This window comes from Salinarimonas sp. (genome assembly GCF_040111675.1).
In the GTDB taxonomy this organism is placed as follows: domain Bacteria; phylum Pseudomonadota; class Alphaproteobacteria; order Rhizobiales; family Beijerinckiaceae; genus Salinarimonas.
In genome coordinates this window covers 5049920-5062974 of sequence record NZ_CP157794.1, presented here as the reverse complement: position 1 = coordinate 5062974, position 13055 = coordinate 5049920, and the positions used below count along the sequence as shown (strand labels likewise).

Genomic DNA, 13055 nt, shown 5'->3' with positions numbered 1-13055 from the left:
CGTGGGATCGCGCCGCGACCATCGGCCGATATCGTTCGCCCGCCCGCTGTGCTATCGTTTTCGCAAGCATACCGACACCGGGAGCGCCGCCATGGGCCAGGTCCTGATCCGCAACGTCGACGACGCCACGATCGAGAGCTTCAAGACGAAGGCCCGCCTGAAGGGCCGCTCGCTCGAGCAGGAACTGCGCGAGCTGCTCGAGGCGAACCGTCCGTTCACGCCCGAGGAGCGGGTGGAGATCTCCCGCCGCCATCGCGCCGGGCGGCCCGTCACCGCGCCGCTCACGCTCGACGAGATCCGCGAGGGGCTGGAATGAGCGGCGCCGTCGTGGTGGACGCGAGCGTCGCCGTGAAATGGCTCCTGCCGGAGCCGGACAGCCCGATGGCGGAGACGCTTCTGTCCGGCGGCGTCCGGCTCATGGCGCCCGATCTCGTTCTCGTCGAGGTCGCGAACGCGCTCTGGCGCAAGCGCAGGGTCGCGCAGGTGACGGACGCCGCGGCGGCGGCGATGCAGGAGGACCTGCCGCAATTCTTCGCGCGTCTGCATCCGGTCGGCTCCTTGATGACGCGCGCGCTCGCCATCTCCTTCGCTCTCGACCATCCGGTCTACGACTGCGTTTACCTCGCGCTCGCCGAGCGCGAAGGCTGCCCGCTGGTGACGGCGGATAAACGCCTCCTCGCGAAGGCCGCCGGCTTCGACGCCGCCGAACTAGTCTCCCTCACCGACATCGCCCGGGACACCCCGCAATGACCACGCCCTTCGCCCTCGCCGAGGACCACGTCGCCATCCGCGACATGGCCCGCGCCTTCGCCGCCGAGAAGCTCGCGCCGGACGCCGTACGCTGGGACGAGGAGAAGCACTTCCCCGTCGACGTCATGCGCGAGGCCGCGGCGCTCGGCATGGGCGGGGTGTACATCGCCGAGGACGTCGGCGGGACGGGGCTCGGGCGGCTCGACGCGGCGCTCGTCTTCGAGGCGCTGGCCACCGGCTGCCCGACGATCTCGGCCTACATCTCCATCCACAACATGGCCGCCTGGATGATCGACCGCTACGGCTCGCAGGCGCAGCGCGAGCGCTGGCTGCCCGGGCTCGTGACCATGGATCTGCTCGCGAGCTACTGCCTCACCGAGCCCGGCGCCGGTTCCGACGCCGCCGCGCTCAAGACCCGCGCCCGGCGCGAGGGCGACCATTACGTGGTCGACGGGGTGAAGCAGTTCATCTCCGGCGCGGGCGTCTCGGACGTCTACGTCACCATGGTCCGCACCGGCGACGAGGGCGCGAGCGGCATCTCGACCCTCGTCGTCGAGAAGGACACGCCCGGCCTCTCCTTCGGCGCCAACGAGCGCAAGATGGGCTGGAACGCCCAGCCGACCCGGCAGGTGATCCTCGAGGGCGCGCGGGTTCCGGTCGAGAACCGGCTCTCGGAGGAGGGCATGGGCTTCAAGATCGCCATGGCCGGCCTCGACGGCGGGCGGCTCAACATCGGCGCCTGCTCGCTCGGCGGCGCGGACGCGGCGCTGGAGAAGTCCCTCGCCTACGCCCGCGAGCGCCGCGCCTTCGGCAAGGCGCTGACCGACTTCCAGGCGCTGCAGTTCAAGCTCGCCGACATGGCGAGCGAGCTCGAGGCGGCGCGCACCTTCCTCTGGCGCGCCGCCGCGGCGCTCGACGCCAAGGCGCCCGACGCCACCAAGCTCTGCGCCATGGCCAAGCGCATCGCCACCGACCGGGGCTTCGAGATCGCCAACGAGGCGCTCCAGATCCACGGCGGCTACGGCTACCTCGCCGATTACGGCATCGAGAAGATCGTCCGGGACCTGAGGGTGCACCAGATCCTCGAGGGGACGAACGAGATCATGCGGATGATCGTGGCGCGGGGGATCGTGGGGCGGTGAGACCGATGAACGAGCAAAGGAAGCCCTGGCCGTCCCTCCCGAGCGACGAGGCCGCTGAGCGGTTCGTGGCGGAGGCGGACCTGAGCGAATACGACCGGAGCCGCATGCAGCCCGTCAGCCACGAGCTTTCCGCCCAGGAAGCGTCGATCGAGTTCCGCCTGCCGCGTCGCCAGCTGGACGAGCTGAAGGCCGAGGCGGAGAAGCGCGGCATTCCCTACCAGCTCTTCATGCGCGACCTGCTTTCGGCGCCCTGAAGACCCTCTGACCGCAAATCGGCGACCCGCGAGCGCACCGACCCCGTCTCCCTCCCATCCCCCCGCATGACAGCCGCCGCGCCCGGTGCTATCCAATCCCCATGGGTGCGCGGCGTGACCAGGACGGGGACGGAGCGGCGCGGGGCGGCGGGGCCGCCCTGCGGGAGGCGACGCGCGAGGGGCGGGTGCGCCAGGGGCTCGGGACGCGGCCGATCGTGCTGATCGGCCTGATGGGCGCCGGCAAGAGCACCGTCGGGCGACGGCTCGCGGCGCGGCTCGGGTTGCCCTTTCGCGACGCCGACACCGAGATCGAGGAGGCGGCGGGGATGACCATCCCCGACATCTTCGAGATGTACGGCGAGGCGCATTTCCGCGACGGCGAGCGGCGGGTGATCGATCGGCTCCTGCGAGAGGGCGCCATCGTGCTGGCCACCGGCGGCGGCGCGTTCATGGACGAGACCACCCGCGCGGCGGTGAAGGAAAGCGGCGTCTCGGTCTGGCTCAAGGCCGATCTCGACACCCTCATGCGCCGCGTGCGCAAGCGCGCCAACCGGCCGCTCCTGCAGACTCCCGATCCCGAGGGCACCATGCGCGCCTTGATGGACAAGCGCTATCCGGTCTACGCCATGGCGGACGTCGTCGTGGAGAGCCACGACGGCGCCCACGAGGAGGTGGTCGAGGCCGTAGTCGCGGCGCTCGATGCCCATTTCGACACGACCGCAGGAGACGCGCCGTGAGCGCCATCGCAGACGCCGCAAGCTCCGCGCCCGCGCGCGAGACCGTCCGCGTCGCTCTGGGAGAGCGCGCCTACGACATCGTCATCGGCCGCGGCGTCGCCGCGGAGGCGGGCGCGCGCGCCGCGGCGCTGGGCGCCCGCGCGGTGGCGCTCGTCACCGACGACACCGTGGCCGAGCTGCATGCGGAGGCGGTGCGCAACGGCGTCGCCGCGGCCGGGCTGCGGGCCGAGCTCGTCACCGTGCCCTCCGGCGAGGGCTCGAAGAGCTACGCGACGCTCGCGCGGGTCTGCGACGCGATCCTCGCCCAGCGCATCGAGCGCGGCGATCTCGTGCTCGCGCTCGGCGGCGGGGTGGTGGGCGATCTCGCCGGCTTCGCGGCCGCGATCGTGCGCCGCGGCGTGCGCTTCGTGCAGATGCCGACGACGCTCTTGGCCCAGGTGGATTCCTCGGTCGGCGGCAAGACCGGCATCAATTCCGCCCACGGCAAGAACCTCGTCGGCGCGTTCCACCAGCCGAGCCTCGTGCTCGCCGACACGGCGCTGCTCGACACGCTCTGCGAGCGGGAGCTGCGCGCCGGCTACGCCGAGATCGTCAAGTACGGGCTCATCGACGACGCCGCCTTCTTCGCCTGGTGCGAGGCGAACGGCGCCGCCGTCCTCGCCGGCGGGCCGGAGCGGGAGCGGGCGGTCGCCCATTCCTGCCGCGCCAAGGCCGCCATCGTCGCCCGCGACGAGCGCGAGGAGGGCGATCGCGCGCTCCTCAATCTCGGCCATACCTTCGCCCATGCGCTGGAGCGCCTCGCGCACTACGACCCGTCGATCCTGGTGCACGGCGAGGCGGTCGCCGCGGGCCTCGCCCTCGCCTTCCGCTTCTCGGCGATGCTCGGCCTGTGCGCGCCCGCCGACGCGGAGCGCGTCGAGCGCCACCTTGCCGCGACGGGGCTCCCCACCACATTACAGGCGTTCGCGGGGCTCTCCCCCGATCCCGAGCGCCTGCTCGACGCCATGGCGCAGGACAAGAAGGTCGTCGCCGGGCAACTGACCTTCATCCTCGCGCGCGGCGTGGGGAACAGCTTCATCGCCAAGGGCGTCGACGTCGCGGCGGTGCGGACCTTCCTCGCGCGCGAATGCGCCGGCGGAGGGCGATAGAGCCGCAGGCGCGCGCGGGCATTTCACGAGGGACGACATGGACGGTTCGATCTGGCTGTCGATACTGGCGGTGCTGTTGTGCTTCGTCTTCTCGGGCTTCTTCTCCGGCTCCGAGACGGCGCTCACCGCGTCCTCGCGCGCGCGCATGCACGCGATGGAGAAGGGCGGCGACAAGCGGGCCTCGCTGGTGACGCGGCTCCTGTCCGCGCGCGAGCGGCTGATCGGCGGCATCCTGATCGGCAACAACATCGTCAACACGCTCGCCGCCTCGTTGACGACCGGCGTGCTGCTCTCGGTCTTCGGCGAGGTGGGCATCGTCTACGCGACGATCGTGGTCTCGGTCTTCGTGATCGTGTTCTCGGAGATCCTGCCGAAGACCGTGGCGATCAACTATCCCGACAAGGTCGCGCTGATCGTGGCGAAGCCGATCTCGTGGATCGTCGCCCTGTTCGGACCGATCACGCTCGCCATCGAGGCGTTCATCCGCGGGCTGGTGAGCCTGTTCGGCCTGAAGCTCGGCGAGAACACCAACATCCTCTCCGCCACCGAGGAGCTGCGCGGCCAGGTCGACCTCCTGCACAAGGAGGGCGGCGTCGCCAAGGCCGAGCGCGACATGTTCGGCGGCCTGCTCGACCTGCGCGAGCTGGCGGTCGAGGACGTCATGGTCCACCGCACCCGCATGCGCATGATCGACGCCGACCTGCCGCCGGACGCGATCGTGCGCGAGGTCCTGACCTCGCCGCACACCCGCCTGCCGCTCTGGCGCGGGCGCCACGAGAACATCGTCGGCATCCTCCACGCCAAGGACCTGCTGCGCGCGCTCGACGCGGTGGGCGGCGAGGCGGCGAGGCTGAAGATCGACCAGATCGCGCTCGAGCCGTGGTTCGTGCCGGACCGCACGACGCTGCGCGATCAGCTGCGCGCCTTCCTGACGAAGAAGACCCACTTCGCCCTCGTCGTCGACGAGTACGGCGAGGTGCAGGGGCTCGTCACGCTGGAGGACATCATCGAGGAGATCGTCGGCGACATCAAGGACGAGCACGACGTCGCCGTGTCCGGCGTGCGCGTCCAGGTCGACGGTTCGGTCAACGTCGACGGCTCGGTGCCCATCCGCGACCTCAACCGGGTCATGGAGTGGAACCTTCCCGACGAGGAGGCCACCACCATCGCCGGTCTCGTCATCCACGAGGCGCAGCTCATCCCCGAGACGGGCCAGGCCTTCACCTTCCACGGCTTCCGCTTCCAGGTGCTGCGCAAGACCCGGAACCGCATCACGCTGGTGCGGATCACGCCGCTGGAGCTCTTGAAGCCGCGGCGGACGCAGGCCGCGGCGGCCGAGTAGGGCGTCAGCCCACCGCCTCCACCGCCCCCACCGCCGATGCCCGCCTCGCCTCCTCGGCGATCAGCTCCCGCAGCCAGCGCATGGCGGGGTCGGCGTCGTAGGCTTCGGGCCAGATCAGGGTCGGAGTGAAGCGCGTCTCGGCGACCGGCGGCTCGCGGATCGCGAGATCGAGGCCCGGCGCGAAGCGGGCGGCGAGGGTTTGCGGCAGCGTGACCACCCGATCCGAGCGGGCGACGACCTCCATGGCGGCGTAGAAGTGCGGCAGGCGCAGCGCCAGGCGGCGCTGGAGGCCGAGCTGCGCCAGCTGATCGTCGAGAAAGCCGCGTCCCTCCCCCAGAACCGTCACCAGGACGTGGTCGAGCCCCGCGTAGTCCGCCGCGGTCCAGTCGAGCGCGGCGGCCGGGTGATCGCGACGCAGCACGGTGACGAAGCGATCCCGATACAGCACCCGCCGGCGCAGGCCCGGCGGGAGCGGCGCTTCCACGACGCCGAAGCTCAGCTGCGTGCGACCGTCGCGCAGGGCGTCGAGCTCGCGGGCGCGCAGCGGCGTGACGTCGAGGTCGAGATCGGGGGCTTCGCGCGCGAGCCGCGCGATGACTGCCGGGAGGAGAATGATCGTCTGGTGGTCCGTCGCCGAGATCGTCACGCGCGCCCGCCACGCGGCGGGGTCGAAAGCGTCCGGCGCGAGGAGGTCGCGCACCTCCGCGAGGATGCGCCTCAAGGCGGGCTGCAGCGCCCGGGCTCGCGCCGTGGGTACGAACCCGTCGGCGCCCCGCACCAGGATCGGATCGTCGAGGAGCGCCCGCAGCCGCGCCAGCGCCCGGCTCATCGCCGGCTGGCTGAGATGCGCCGCGGCCGCCGCGCGGGTGACGTTCCGCTCCGCGATCAGGTGGTCGAGCAGGACCAGCAGGTTGAGGTCGATACCCCGTAAATTCGTCTCGCGCATGGTGTAGATACCAACGATGCATTGGACGCATGACGAGGCTCTTCCTACCCTCCGTCCATCGGCTCGTCGAGAGCCATCACCGCGAAAGGGAGATCCGTCATGTTCCTCGTCACCGGCATCACCGGAAACACCGGCGCCGCCGCCGCGCGCGCCCTGCTCGCCTCGGGCCGGCGCGTGCGCGCCCTCGTCCGCTCGCCCGAAAAGGCGCGGGCCTGGGCCGCGCAGGGCGTCGAGATCGTCACGGGCGACGTCGCCTCGGCCGACGACCTCGCCCGCGCCATGGCGGGCGTCGAGGGCGCCTACCTCCTCGCTCCGCCGGATTATTCCGCGAGCGGCTTCGTCGCCCGCGCCGCCGCCATCGCCGGCGCCGCGCGAGCGGCCGCCGAAGCCGCGGGCCTGCCGCGCCTCGTCTTCCTGTCCTCTGAAGGCGCGCATCTGCCGGACGGCACCGGCGTGATCGAGAGCCTGCATGCGGCCGAGCAGGCGCTCGCCGGCCTGCGCACCCCGCACACGGTGCTGCGCGCCACCTACTTCCAGGAGAACTGGGCCTCCGTCTTCGGCCTCGCCGCGGCCCAGGGCGTGCTGCCGACCCTGCTGACCGACCTCGACCGGCCCCAGCGCATGGTGGCGGCGGCCGATATCGGGCGGATCGCGGCCGAGCTGCTGACGGCGGACGCACCGCCCGCTCTCGTCGAGCTGGCCGGCCCCGAGGATCCGACGCCCCGCGCCGTCGCCGCCGCGATCGCGCGCGTCGTCGGCCGTCTGGTCGAGCCCGTCGTCCCGCCGCGCGAGGCGTGGGAGGGCATCCTGCGCGAGGCCGGCCTCGGGGAGGAGGGCGCGCGGCTCCTCGCCGCGATGTACGACGGCATCAACGCCGAACGCGTGCGCTTCTCGGGCGACGTGCCCCTCACCCGCGGGCGAATCGGGATCGAGGAGACCGTGCGCGCCTGGGCCGTGCCGGCGGCGTGAGCCGACCCATCCCTGCGCCTCCTGCGCCCACCCGCCCCCTTGCCTCCCCGCCGCCTTCCCGCTACAGCCCCGCGCGTGACAACGCTCCCGCGCGGGGCCGGCCCGAGGGCGAGACCATGACGCAGTTCAAGGACCTGGTGTTCTCCGGCATGCAGCCGACCCATTCGCTGCATCTCGGCAATTATCTCGGCGCCATGGTCAACTGGGTGCGGATGCAGGACACCCACGCGTGCATCTACTGCGTCGTCGATCTGCACGCGATCACCATGCCGCAGGACCCCAAGGCGCTCGCCCGGAACATCCGCGAGGTGGCGGCCGCCTACATCGCCTGCGGCATCGATCCGCAGCGCTCGATCCTGTTCAACCAGTCGCGCGTCCACCAGCACGCCGAGCTCGCCTGGGTGTTCAATTGCGTCGCGCGCATGGGCTGGATGAGCCGCATGACGCAGTTCAAGGAGAAGGCCGGCAAGGACCGCGAGAACGCCTCGGTCGGCCTGTTCGTCTATCCGACGCTGATGGCCGCCGACATCCTGCTCTACCGGGCGACCGCGGTACCCGTGGGCGAGGACCAGAAGCAGCACCTGGAGCTCACCCGCGACATCGCGCAGAAGTTCAACAACGACTTCGCCGACACCATCGCCGAGGCCGGCTTCGGCGAGGCCTTCTTCCCGCTGCCCGAGCCGATGATCCAGGGCCCGGCGACCCGCGTCATGAGCCTGCGCGACGGCACCAAGAAGATGTCGAAGTCGGACCCCTCCGACTATTCGCGCATCAACCTCACCGACGACGCCGACGCCATCGCCCAGAAGGTGCGCAAGGCCAAGACCGATCCCGAGCCGCTGCCGAGCGAGGCCGCCGGCCTCTCCGGTCGACCGGAGGCGGACAACCTGGTCGGCATCTACGCCGCGCTCAAGGACGTGAGCCGCGACGCCGTGCTCGCCGAGTTCGGCGGCGCGAACTTCTCGACCTTCAAGGCCGCGCTCGTCGACGTCGCGGTGGAGAAGGTCGCGCCCATCACCGCCGAGATGCGCCGCCTCACCGCCGATCCGGGCCACATCGACGCGATCCTCGCCTCGGGCGCCGAGAAGGCCTCCGTCATGGCGGAGGAGACGATGAAGGCGGTGAAGGAGATCGTGGGGTTCGCGCGGGCGTGAGGGGCGGGCCGGCGGGCAGGCGGGGTTGACGATCGGTTAACCCTGCGCTCGCATCGTCGGGCCATGAGACACGCCCGCCGCCTCTTCCTCGCCGCCGTTCTCGCCCTCGCGCCGTCCCTCGCGAGCGCGCAGACGCCGGGGACGCTGAACCCGCAGCCGCTGCCGCAGCTGACCAATCCCGACGATCCGTCGCTGCCGGCGAAGGAGCTGTTCGGCCGCGCCGCCGCACCCGCGCCGCTCGCGGCCCGGGCGCTCGGCTCATACGCCCGCGGCTGCCTCGCCGGGGCCGTGGCGCTGCCGATCGACGGGCCGAACTGGCGGGTGATGCGGGTCTCGCGCAACCGCAACTGGGGCCATCCGGAGCTGGTGGCCTTGCTCGAGCGCCTCGCCGCGCGCACGCCGGAGGCGCTCGGCTGGCCCGGGCTCCTCGTCGGCGACCTGTCGCAGCCGCGCGGCGGGCCGATGCTGTGGGGCCACGCCTCGCACCAGGTCGGCCTCGACGCCGACGTCTGGCTCACGCCGATGCCGGAGGACGGCGTCACCCGCGCCGAGCGCGAGACGATGATGGCGACGTCGGTCGTGCGGGCCGACCGCCGCGACGTCGACGACGCCGTCTGGACGCCGGCCCACGCCCGCCTGATCGAGCTCGCCGCCCGCGAGCCGCGGGTGGAGCGGCTCTTCGTCAACGCCGCGATCAAGAAGGCCTTGTGCCGCGACACGACCGGCGACCGCTCGTGGCTCTCCAAGGTGCGCCCGATGTGGGGGCACGACTACCACGTCCACATCCGCATGGCCTGCCCCGCCGGCGAGAGCGGCTGCGATCCCCAGACCCCGGTTCCGCGGGGCGACGGCTGCGACGAGACGCTGGACTGGTGGTTCACGGACGAGGTGCTGAACCCGAAGCCCGGCGGCGGAGGCGGGCGGCGCGAGAAGGTGATGGCGGATCTGCCGGAGGAATGCCGGCGGGTGCTGGTGGCGCGATAGGGGTGCGCGCTTCACCAAACCGGGCACAACCAAAAGAAAGCGATCTGGTGCAGATTCCAATAATGGAGCCGGACTCACGCTCGCCGCGTTTTTCCCCTATATGACCGCGATACCCCGCGAACGAAGGTCCACGGTCCCATGTCCCACGCGCTCGACATCGCGCGCCAGAACCCGAACGCCCCGGCGCTCTCCCCCGACGCCATCGAGAAGGCGGCGGAGGTGAAGCTCGCGCCCGGCGCCCAGGCCGGGCAGCCCTCGCTCGTCGGCCTGACGCGGGAGGAGCTGAAGCAGCGCCTGCTGGAAGCCGGCGTGGCCGAGCGCGAGGCGAAGATGCGCGTCGCGCAGATCTGGCACTGGATCTATTTCCGCGGCGCGCACGACTTCGCCGAGATGACGAACGTCTCGAAGCACCTGCGCGCGACGCTCGCCGAGCACTACACGCTGGCGCGTCCCGAGGTCGTCTCCGAGCAGGTCAGCCAGGACGGCACCCGCAAGTGGCTCCTGCGCATGCCCTCCACCGGCCCCTACGACAAGGGCGCGGAGATCGAGTGCGTCTACATCCCCGAAAGCGACCGCGGCACCTTGTGCGTCTCGAGCCAGGTCGGCTGCACGCTCACCTGCTCGTTCTGCCACACCGGCACGCAGAAGCTCGTTCGCAACCTCACTTCGGCCGAGATCGCCGCGCAGCTCGTCGTCGCCCGCGATCGGCTCGGCGACTGGCCGCACGCGACCCCGCCGGAGGGCGCCTTCGTGCCGACCGACGGCGGGCGCTTCGTGACGAACATCGTCTTCATGGGCATGGGCGAGCCGCTCTACAACACCGACAACGTGGTCGCCGCCATCGGCGTGATGGCGGACAACGAGGGCTTGGGCCTCTCGCGCCGGCGCATCACGGTGTCGACGTCGGGCGTCGTGCCGCAGATCGGCCGGCTGGGCGAGGAGGCGCACAGCGCGCTCGCCATCTCGCTCCACGCGGTGCGCGACGAGCTGCGCAACGAGCTCGTGCCGCTGAACAAGAAGTATCCCATTGCGGAGCTGATGCAGGCCTGCCGGGACTATCCCGGCCTCTCCAACGCCCGGCGCATCACCTTCGAGTACGTCATGCTCGACGGGGTGAACGATTCGGACGCCGACGCGCGGGCGCTGGTGAAGCTGCTCCAGGGCGTGCCGGCGAAGATCAACCTGATCCCGTTCAATCCCTGGCCCGGCTCGAAATACCAGTGCTCGTCCTGGGAGCGGATCGAGCGCTTCTCGGAGATCGTCTACCGGGCGGGCTACGCCTCGCCGGTGCGCACGCCGCGCGGGCGCGACATCCTCGCCGCCTGCGGCCAGCTCAAGAGCGAGACCGAGAAGCTGCGCGCCCGCGCCCGGATGATGCTCGAGAGCGGCATCGGCGCCGAGGGCGTCTACGCCGCCGCCGCCGCCGAGGCGTCGGACTGACGAGGCGAGCGCGCTCCCCATGCACGCGCTCGGGCGTCTCCTGTTCTGGCTCGTCGGGCTCGTGCTCGCCATCCCCGCCGGCGCGAGCGCGCTGGCGCTCGGCGTGCTCAACGAGCCGGCGGCGCGCGACACCATCGCCCGGCTCGGGCTCGCAGCCTTCGCCGCGATCTTCCGCATCGCCGCGGCCGGCGGCGACCCGCAGCCCGTGGTCGAGACGCTGTTCCTCGGCTTCTGGACGCTCTCCACCGTTCTCGTCGTCGCCCCGGTGACGCTGGTCTCGGCGGTGGGCGAGATCGCGGGCGCGCGCTCCTTCCTGCTCTACGGCGGCGCGACGGCGCTCTTGACCGCGGCCATCCCCTGGCTCGCCCGCGGCGGGGCCGGAGATCCGGGCGCGCTCGGGGCCGAGGGACGGCTCACCGCGATCCTGTTCGTGACGGGCGCAGCGGCGGGGCTGGTCTATTGGGCGGTGTCGGGGCGCAGCGCGGGGCGGGCGCCCGCGCGCTGAGAGCGCGCCCTCGCCGCGCCACGCTTCGGCCGCGCTCCAGCTGCTGCGACGCCGCAAAGGGGGGGGGTTGCCCGCCGCGGCCACGCATGAGACGACTCGGGCCCGAATGCCGGGAGGTCGCGAAGAAGCGTGCGGATGCCGCCTCAGCGACAGCGGCGCGAGCGTGGCCGTGGCAGGAATGGACGCGAGCGCCACGCGATCGGCGGCCGGGGGAGCGCGACATGATTCAGGTCTTCGCCGGCGTCTGGGCCCTGCTTCTGGGCATCGTGCTGATCATGCTGGGCAACGGCATGCACTTCACGCTGATCGGCCTGCGCGGCGGGATCGAGAACTTTTCGGCCGCCGAGCTGGCGATCGTCACCTCCGGCTATTTCGTCGGCTTCCTGTCGGGTGCGCGCTATACGCCGCTCCTGATCCGGCGGGTCGGGCACGTGCGCGTCTTCGCGGCGCTCGGCAGCTTCATGTCCGCCGGCCTGATCTCGTTTCCGCTCCTGCCCGAGCCCTGGGCGTGGACCATCCTGCGCCTCCTCATCGGCTTCTGCATGTCGGGCATCTACGTCGCGGCGGAGAGCTGGCTCAACAACGCCGCCACCAACGAGACCCGCGGCAAGCTCCTGTCGGCCTACATGATCGCGCAGACGCTCGGCATCATCGGCGCGCAGGGTATCCTGACGCTCGGCGATGCGGGCACGGCGGTGCTGTTCATCGGCGCCTCGATCCTGGTGTCGATCTCGTTCGCGCCGATCCTCCTCTCCGTCGCCCCGGCGCCGGTGGTGGAGGTGACCCGGCCCATGGGCCTGCGCGCGCTGTTCGCCGGCTCGCCCCTCGGCACCGTCGGCATCTTCCTGCTCGGCACCGTCTACGCGACGCAGTCCGGCATGGGCGCCGTCTTCGGCACGCAGATCGGGATGACGGCCTCGCAGATCGCGTTGTTCATCGCCATGCTGTTCGCGGGCGCGCTCGTCTTGCAATACCCGATCGGTTGGCTCTCGGACCAGGTGGACCGGCGCAAGCTGGTCTTCGCCTCGGCCTGCGTCGGCGCGGCGGCCTGCGCGCTGGGCTACGCTACCGGCGGCGCGCTCGGGCCGCTGATGGCCGCGGCCTTCCTGGCCGGCGGCGTGACGACGCCGCTCTACGCGCTGCTCCTCGCCTACACCAACGATTACCTCTCGACGGAGGACATGCCGGCGGCTTCCGGCGGCCTCGTCTTCACCTTCGGTCTCGGCGCCATCGTCGGCCCGCTGGCCACGGGCTGGGCGATGCAGGCGCTCGATCCCTTCGCGTTCTGGCTCGTGCTCGGCGCCACCTTCGTCGCGATCGCCGTCTACGCGCTTTATCGCATGACGCAGCGTGCGATCGTGCCGGTCGACGAGACGCAGAGCTATCTCGGCGTGGTGCCCACCGCCTCGCCGGTCGCGGTCGAGGCGGCGAGCGCCTGGGCCGTCGAGCAGGCGGAGGCGGAGAGCCGGCAGGAGACGGAGGAGAGCGAGGGGGAGATCGAGAAGGCGGAGGCCGAGCGGAAGCGCGAAGCGGAGCCGCATCCGCAGAAGTGATGCGCACCGGAGAGCGCGTGTCACTCCTCTCTCCCTCGCGGCTAATCGATGCGCACATCTCATGAGGCGAATGCTCATCGTCTGACGGGCGCGACCTGAAGGCAGGGCGCCGTCGGACTCCCCTCGCCCTT

General features: G+C 71.5%; 14 protein-coding genes. 13 read left to right on the top strand and 1 reads right to left on the bottom strand.

What is annotated here, in order from left to right; all coding sequences use genetic code 11:
* Positions 1-91: 91 nt before the first annotated feature.
* The 7 genes from ABL310_RS23485 (at position 92) to ABL310_RS23455 (ending at position 5373) form a co-directional block, all read left to right on the top strand.
* Positions 92-316, top strand: coding sequence for a hypothetical protein (locus ABL310_RS23485; protein ID WP_349369414.1), 225 nt, complete (start codon positions 92-94; stop codon positions 314-316).
* A complete protein-coding gene (locus ABL310_RS23480) occupies positions 313-750 on the top strand; it encodes a type II toxin-antitoxin system VapC family toxin (protein ID WP_349369413.1) in 438 nt (145 codons plus the stop codon). The genes ABL310_RS23485 and ABL310_RS23480 overlap by 4 nt, the downstream gene beginning before the upstream one ends.
* A complete protein-coding gene (locus tag ABL310_RS23475) occupies positions 747-1892 on the top strand; it encodes an acyl-CoA dehydrogenase family protein (protein WP_349369412.1) in 1146 nt (381 codons plus the stop codon). Before ABL310_RS23480 ends, ABL310_RS23475 begins: the two co-directional genes overlap by 4 nt.
* A gap of 5 nt (positions 1893-1897) precedes the next feature.
* On the top strand, positions 1898-2146 hold the full coding sequence (locus ABL310_RS23470) for a CopG family antitoxin (protein ID WP_349369411.1): 249 nt from the start codon (positions 1898-1900) through the stop codon (positions 2144-2146).
* Positions 2147-2247: 101 nt separating this feature from the next.
* A complete protein-coding gene (locus ABL310_RS23465; RefSeq protein ID WP_349369410.1) occupies positions 2248-2883 on the top strand; it encodes a shikimate kinase in 636 nt (211 codons plus the stop codon).
* Complete coding sequence (aroB, locus tag ABL310_RS23460; RefSeq protein WP_349369409.1) at positions 2880-4031, top strand: 3-dehydroquinate synthase; 1152 nt, start codon at positions 2880-2882, stop codon at positions 4029-4031. The genes ABL310_RS23465 and aroB overlap by 4 nt, the downstream gene beginning before the upstream one ends.
* A gap of 37 nt (positions 4032-4068) precedes the next feature.
* Positions 4069-5373 (top strand): HlyC/CorC family transporter, encoded by a 1305-nt coding sequence (locus ABL310_RS23455; RefSeq protein WP_349369408.1) that lies wholly within the window; start codon positions 4069-4071, stop codon positions 5371-5373.
* Positions 5374-5377: 4 nt separating this feature from the next.
* Here the strand turns inward: ABL310_RS23455 and ABL310_RS23450 are convergent, their stop codons facing one another.
* The gene (locus ABL310_RS23450) at positions 5378-6319 is read right to left on the bottom strand and encodes a LysR family transcriptional regulator (protein WP_349369407.1); all 942 of its coding nucleotides are present in this window, start codon (positions 6317-6319) and stop codon (positions 5378-5380) included.
* Between the two features lie 99 nt (positions 6320-6418).
* Between ABL310_RS23450 and ABL310_RS23445 the strand changes: the two genes are divergently transcribed.
* The 6 genes from ABL310_RS23445 (at position 6419) to ABL310_RS23420 (ending at position 12924) form a co-directional block, all read left to right on the top strand.
* Positions 6419-7288 (top strand): NAD(P)H-binding protein, encoded by an 870-nt coding sequence (locus ABL310_RS23445; protein ID WP_349369406.1) that lies wholly within the window; start codon positions 6419-6421, stop codon positions 7286-7288.
* Positions 7289-7404: 116 nt separating this feature from the next.
* Positions 7405-8442, top strand: coding sequence for a tryptophan--tRNA ligase (gene trpS, locus ABL310_RS23440; RefSeq protein ID WP_349369405.1), 1038 nt, complete (start codon positions 7405-7407; stop codon positions 8440-8442).
* A gap of 63 nt (positions 8443-8505) precedes the next feature.
* Positions 8506-9426, top strand: a complete 921-nt coding sequence (mepA, locus tag ABL310_RS23435) for a penicillin-insensitive murein endopeptidase (protein WP_349369404.1) — start codon at positions 8506-8508, stop codon at positions 9424-9426.
* 138 nt (positions 9427-9564) lie between these two features.
* Positions 9565-10866, top strand: coding sequence for a 23S rRNA (adenine(2503)-C(2))-methyltransferase RlmN (gene rlmN, locus ABL310_RS23430; RefSeq protein WP_349369403.1), 1302 nt, complete (start codon positions 9565-9567; stop codon positions 10864-10866).
* Between the two features lie 19 nt (positions 10867-10885).
* On the top strand, positions 10886-11371 hold the full coding sequence (locus tag ABL310_RS23425; RefSeq protein WP_349369402.1) for a hypothetical protein: 486 nt from the start codon (positions 10886-10888) through the stop codon (positions 11369-11371).
* Positions 11372-11592: 221 nt separating this feature from the next.
* Positions 11593-12924: an MFS transporter gene (locus tag ABL310_RS23420; protein ID WP_349369401.1), complete on the top strand. Its 1332-nt coding sequence runs from the start codon at positions 11593-11595 to the stop codon at positions 12922-12924.
* The last annotated feature ends 131 nt before the right edge of the window (positions 12925-13055 follow it).

Bases quoted from the DNA above. Each gene is read 5' to 3' on its own strand.
- ABL310_RS23485 (WP_349369414.1), top strand. From the start codon at position 92: ATGGGCCAGGTCCTGATCCGCAACGTCGACGACGCCACGATCGAGAGC.
- ABL310_RS23480 (WP_349369413.1), top strand. From the start codon at position 313: ATGAGCGGCGCCGTCGTGGTGGACGCGAGCGTCGCCGTGAAATGGCTC.
- ABL310_RS23475 (WP_349369412.1), top strand. From the start codon at position 747: ATGACCACGCCCTTCGCCCTCGCCGAGGACCACGTCGCCATCCGCGAC.
- ABL310_RS23470 (WP_349369411.1), top strand. From the start codon at position 1,898: ATGAACGAGCAAAGGAAGCCCTGGCCGTCCCTCCCGAGCGACGAGGCC.
- ABL310_RS23465 (WP_349369410.1), top strand. From the start codon at position 2,248: ATGGGTGCGCGGCGTGACCAGGACGGGGACGGAGCGGCGCGGGGCGGC.
- ABL310_RS23455 (WP_349369408.1), top strand. From the start codon at position 4,069: ATGGACGGTTCGATCTGGCTGTCGATACTGGCGGTGCTGTTGTGCTTC.
- ABL310_RS23450 (WP_349369407.1), bottom strand. From the start codon at position 6,319: ATGCGCGAGACGAATTTACGGGGTATCGACCTCAACCTGCTGGTCCTG.
- ABL310_RS23445 (WP_349369406.1), top strand. From the start codon at position 6,419: ATGTTCCTCGTCACCGGCATCACCGGAAACACCGGCGCCGCCGCCGCG.
- trpS (WP_349369405.1), top strand. From the start codon at position 7,405: ATGACGCAGTTCAAGGACCTGGTGTTCTCCGGCATGCAGCCGACCCAT.
- mepA (WP_349369404.1), top strand. From the start codon at position 8,506: ATGAGACACGCCCGCCGCCTCTTCCTCGCCGCCGTTCTCGCCCTCGCG.
- rlmN (WP_349369403.1), top strand. From the start codon at position 9,565: ATGTCCCACGCGCTCGACATCGCGCGCCAGAACCCGAACGCCCCGGCG.
- ABL310_RS23425 (WP_349369402.1), top strand. From the start codon at position 10,886: ATGCACGCGCTCGGGCGTCTCCTGTTCTGGCTCGTCGGGCTCGTGCTC.
- ABL310_RS23420 (WP_349369401.1), top strand. From the start codon at position 11,593: ATGATTCAGGTCTTCGCCGGCGTCTGGGCCCTGCTTCTGGGCATCGTG.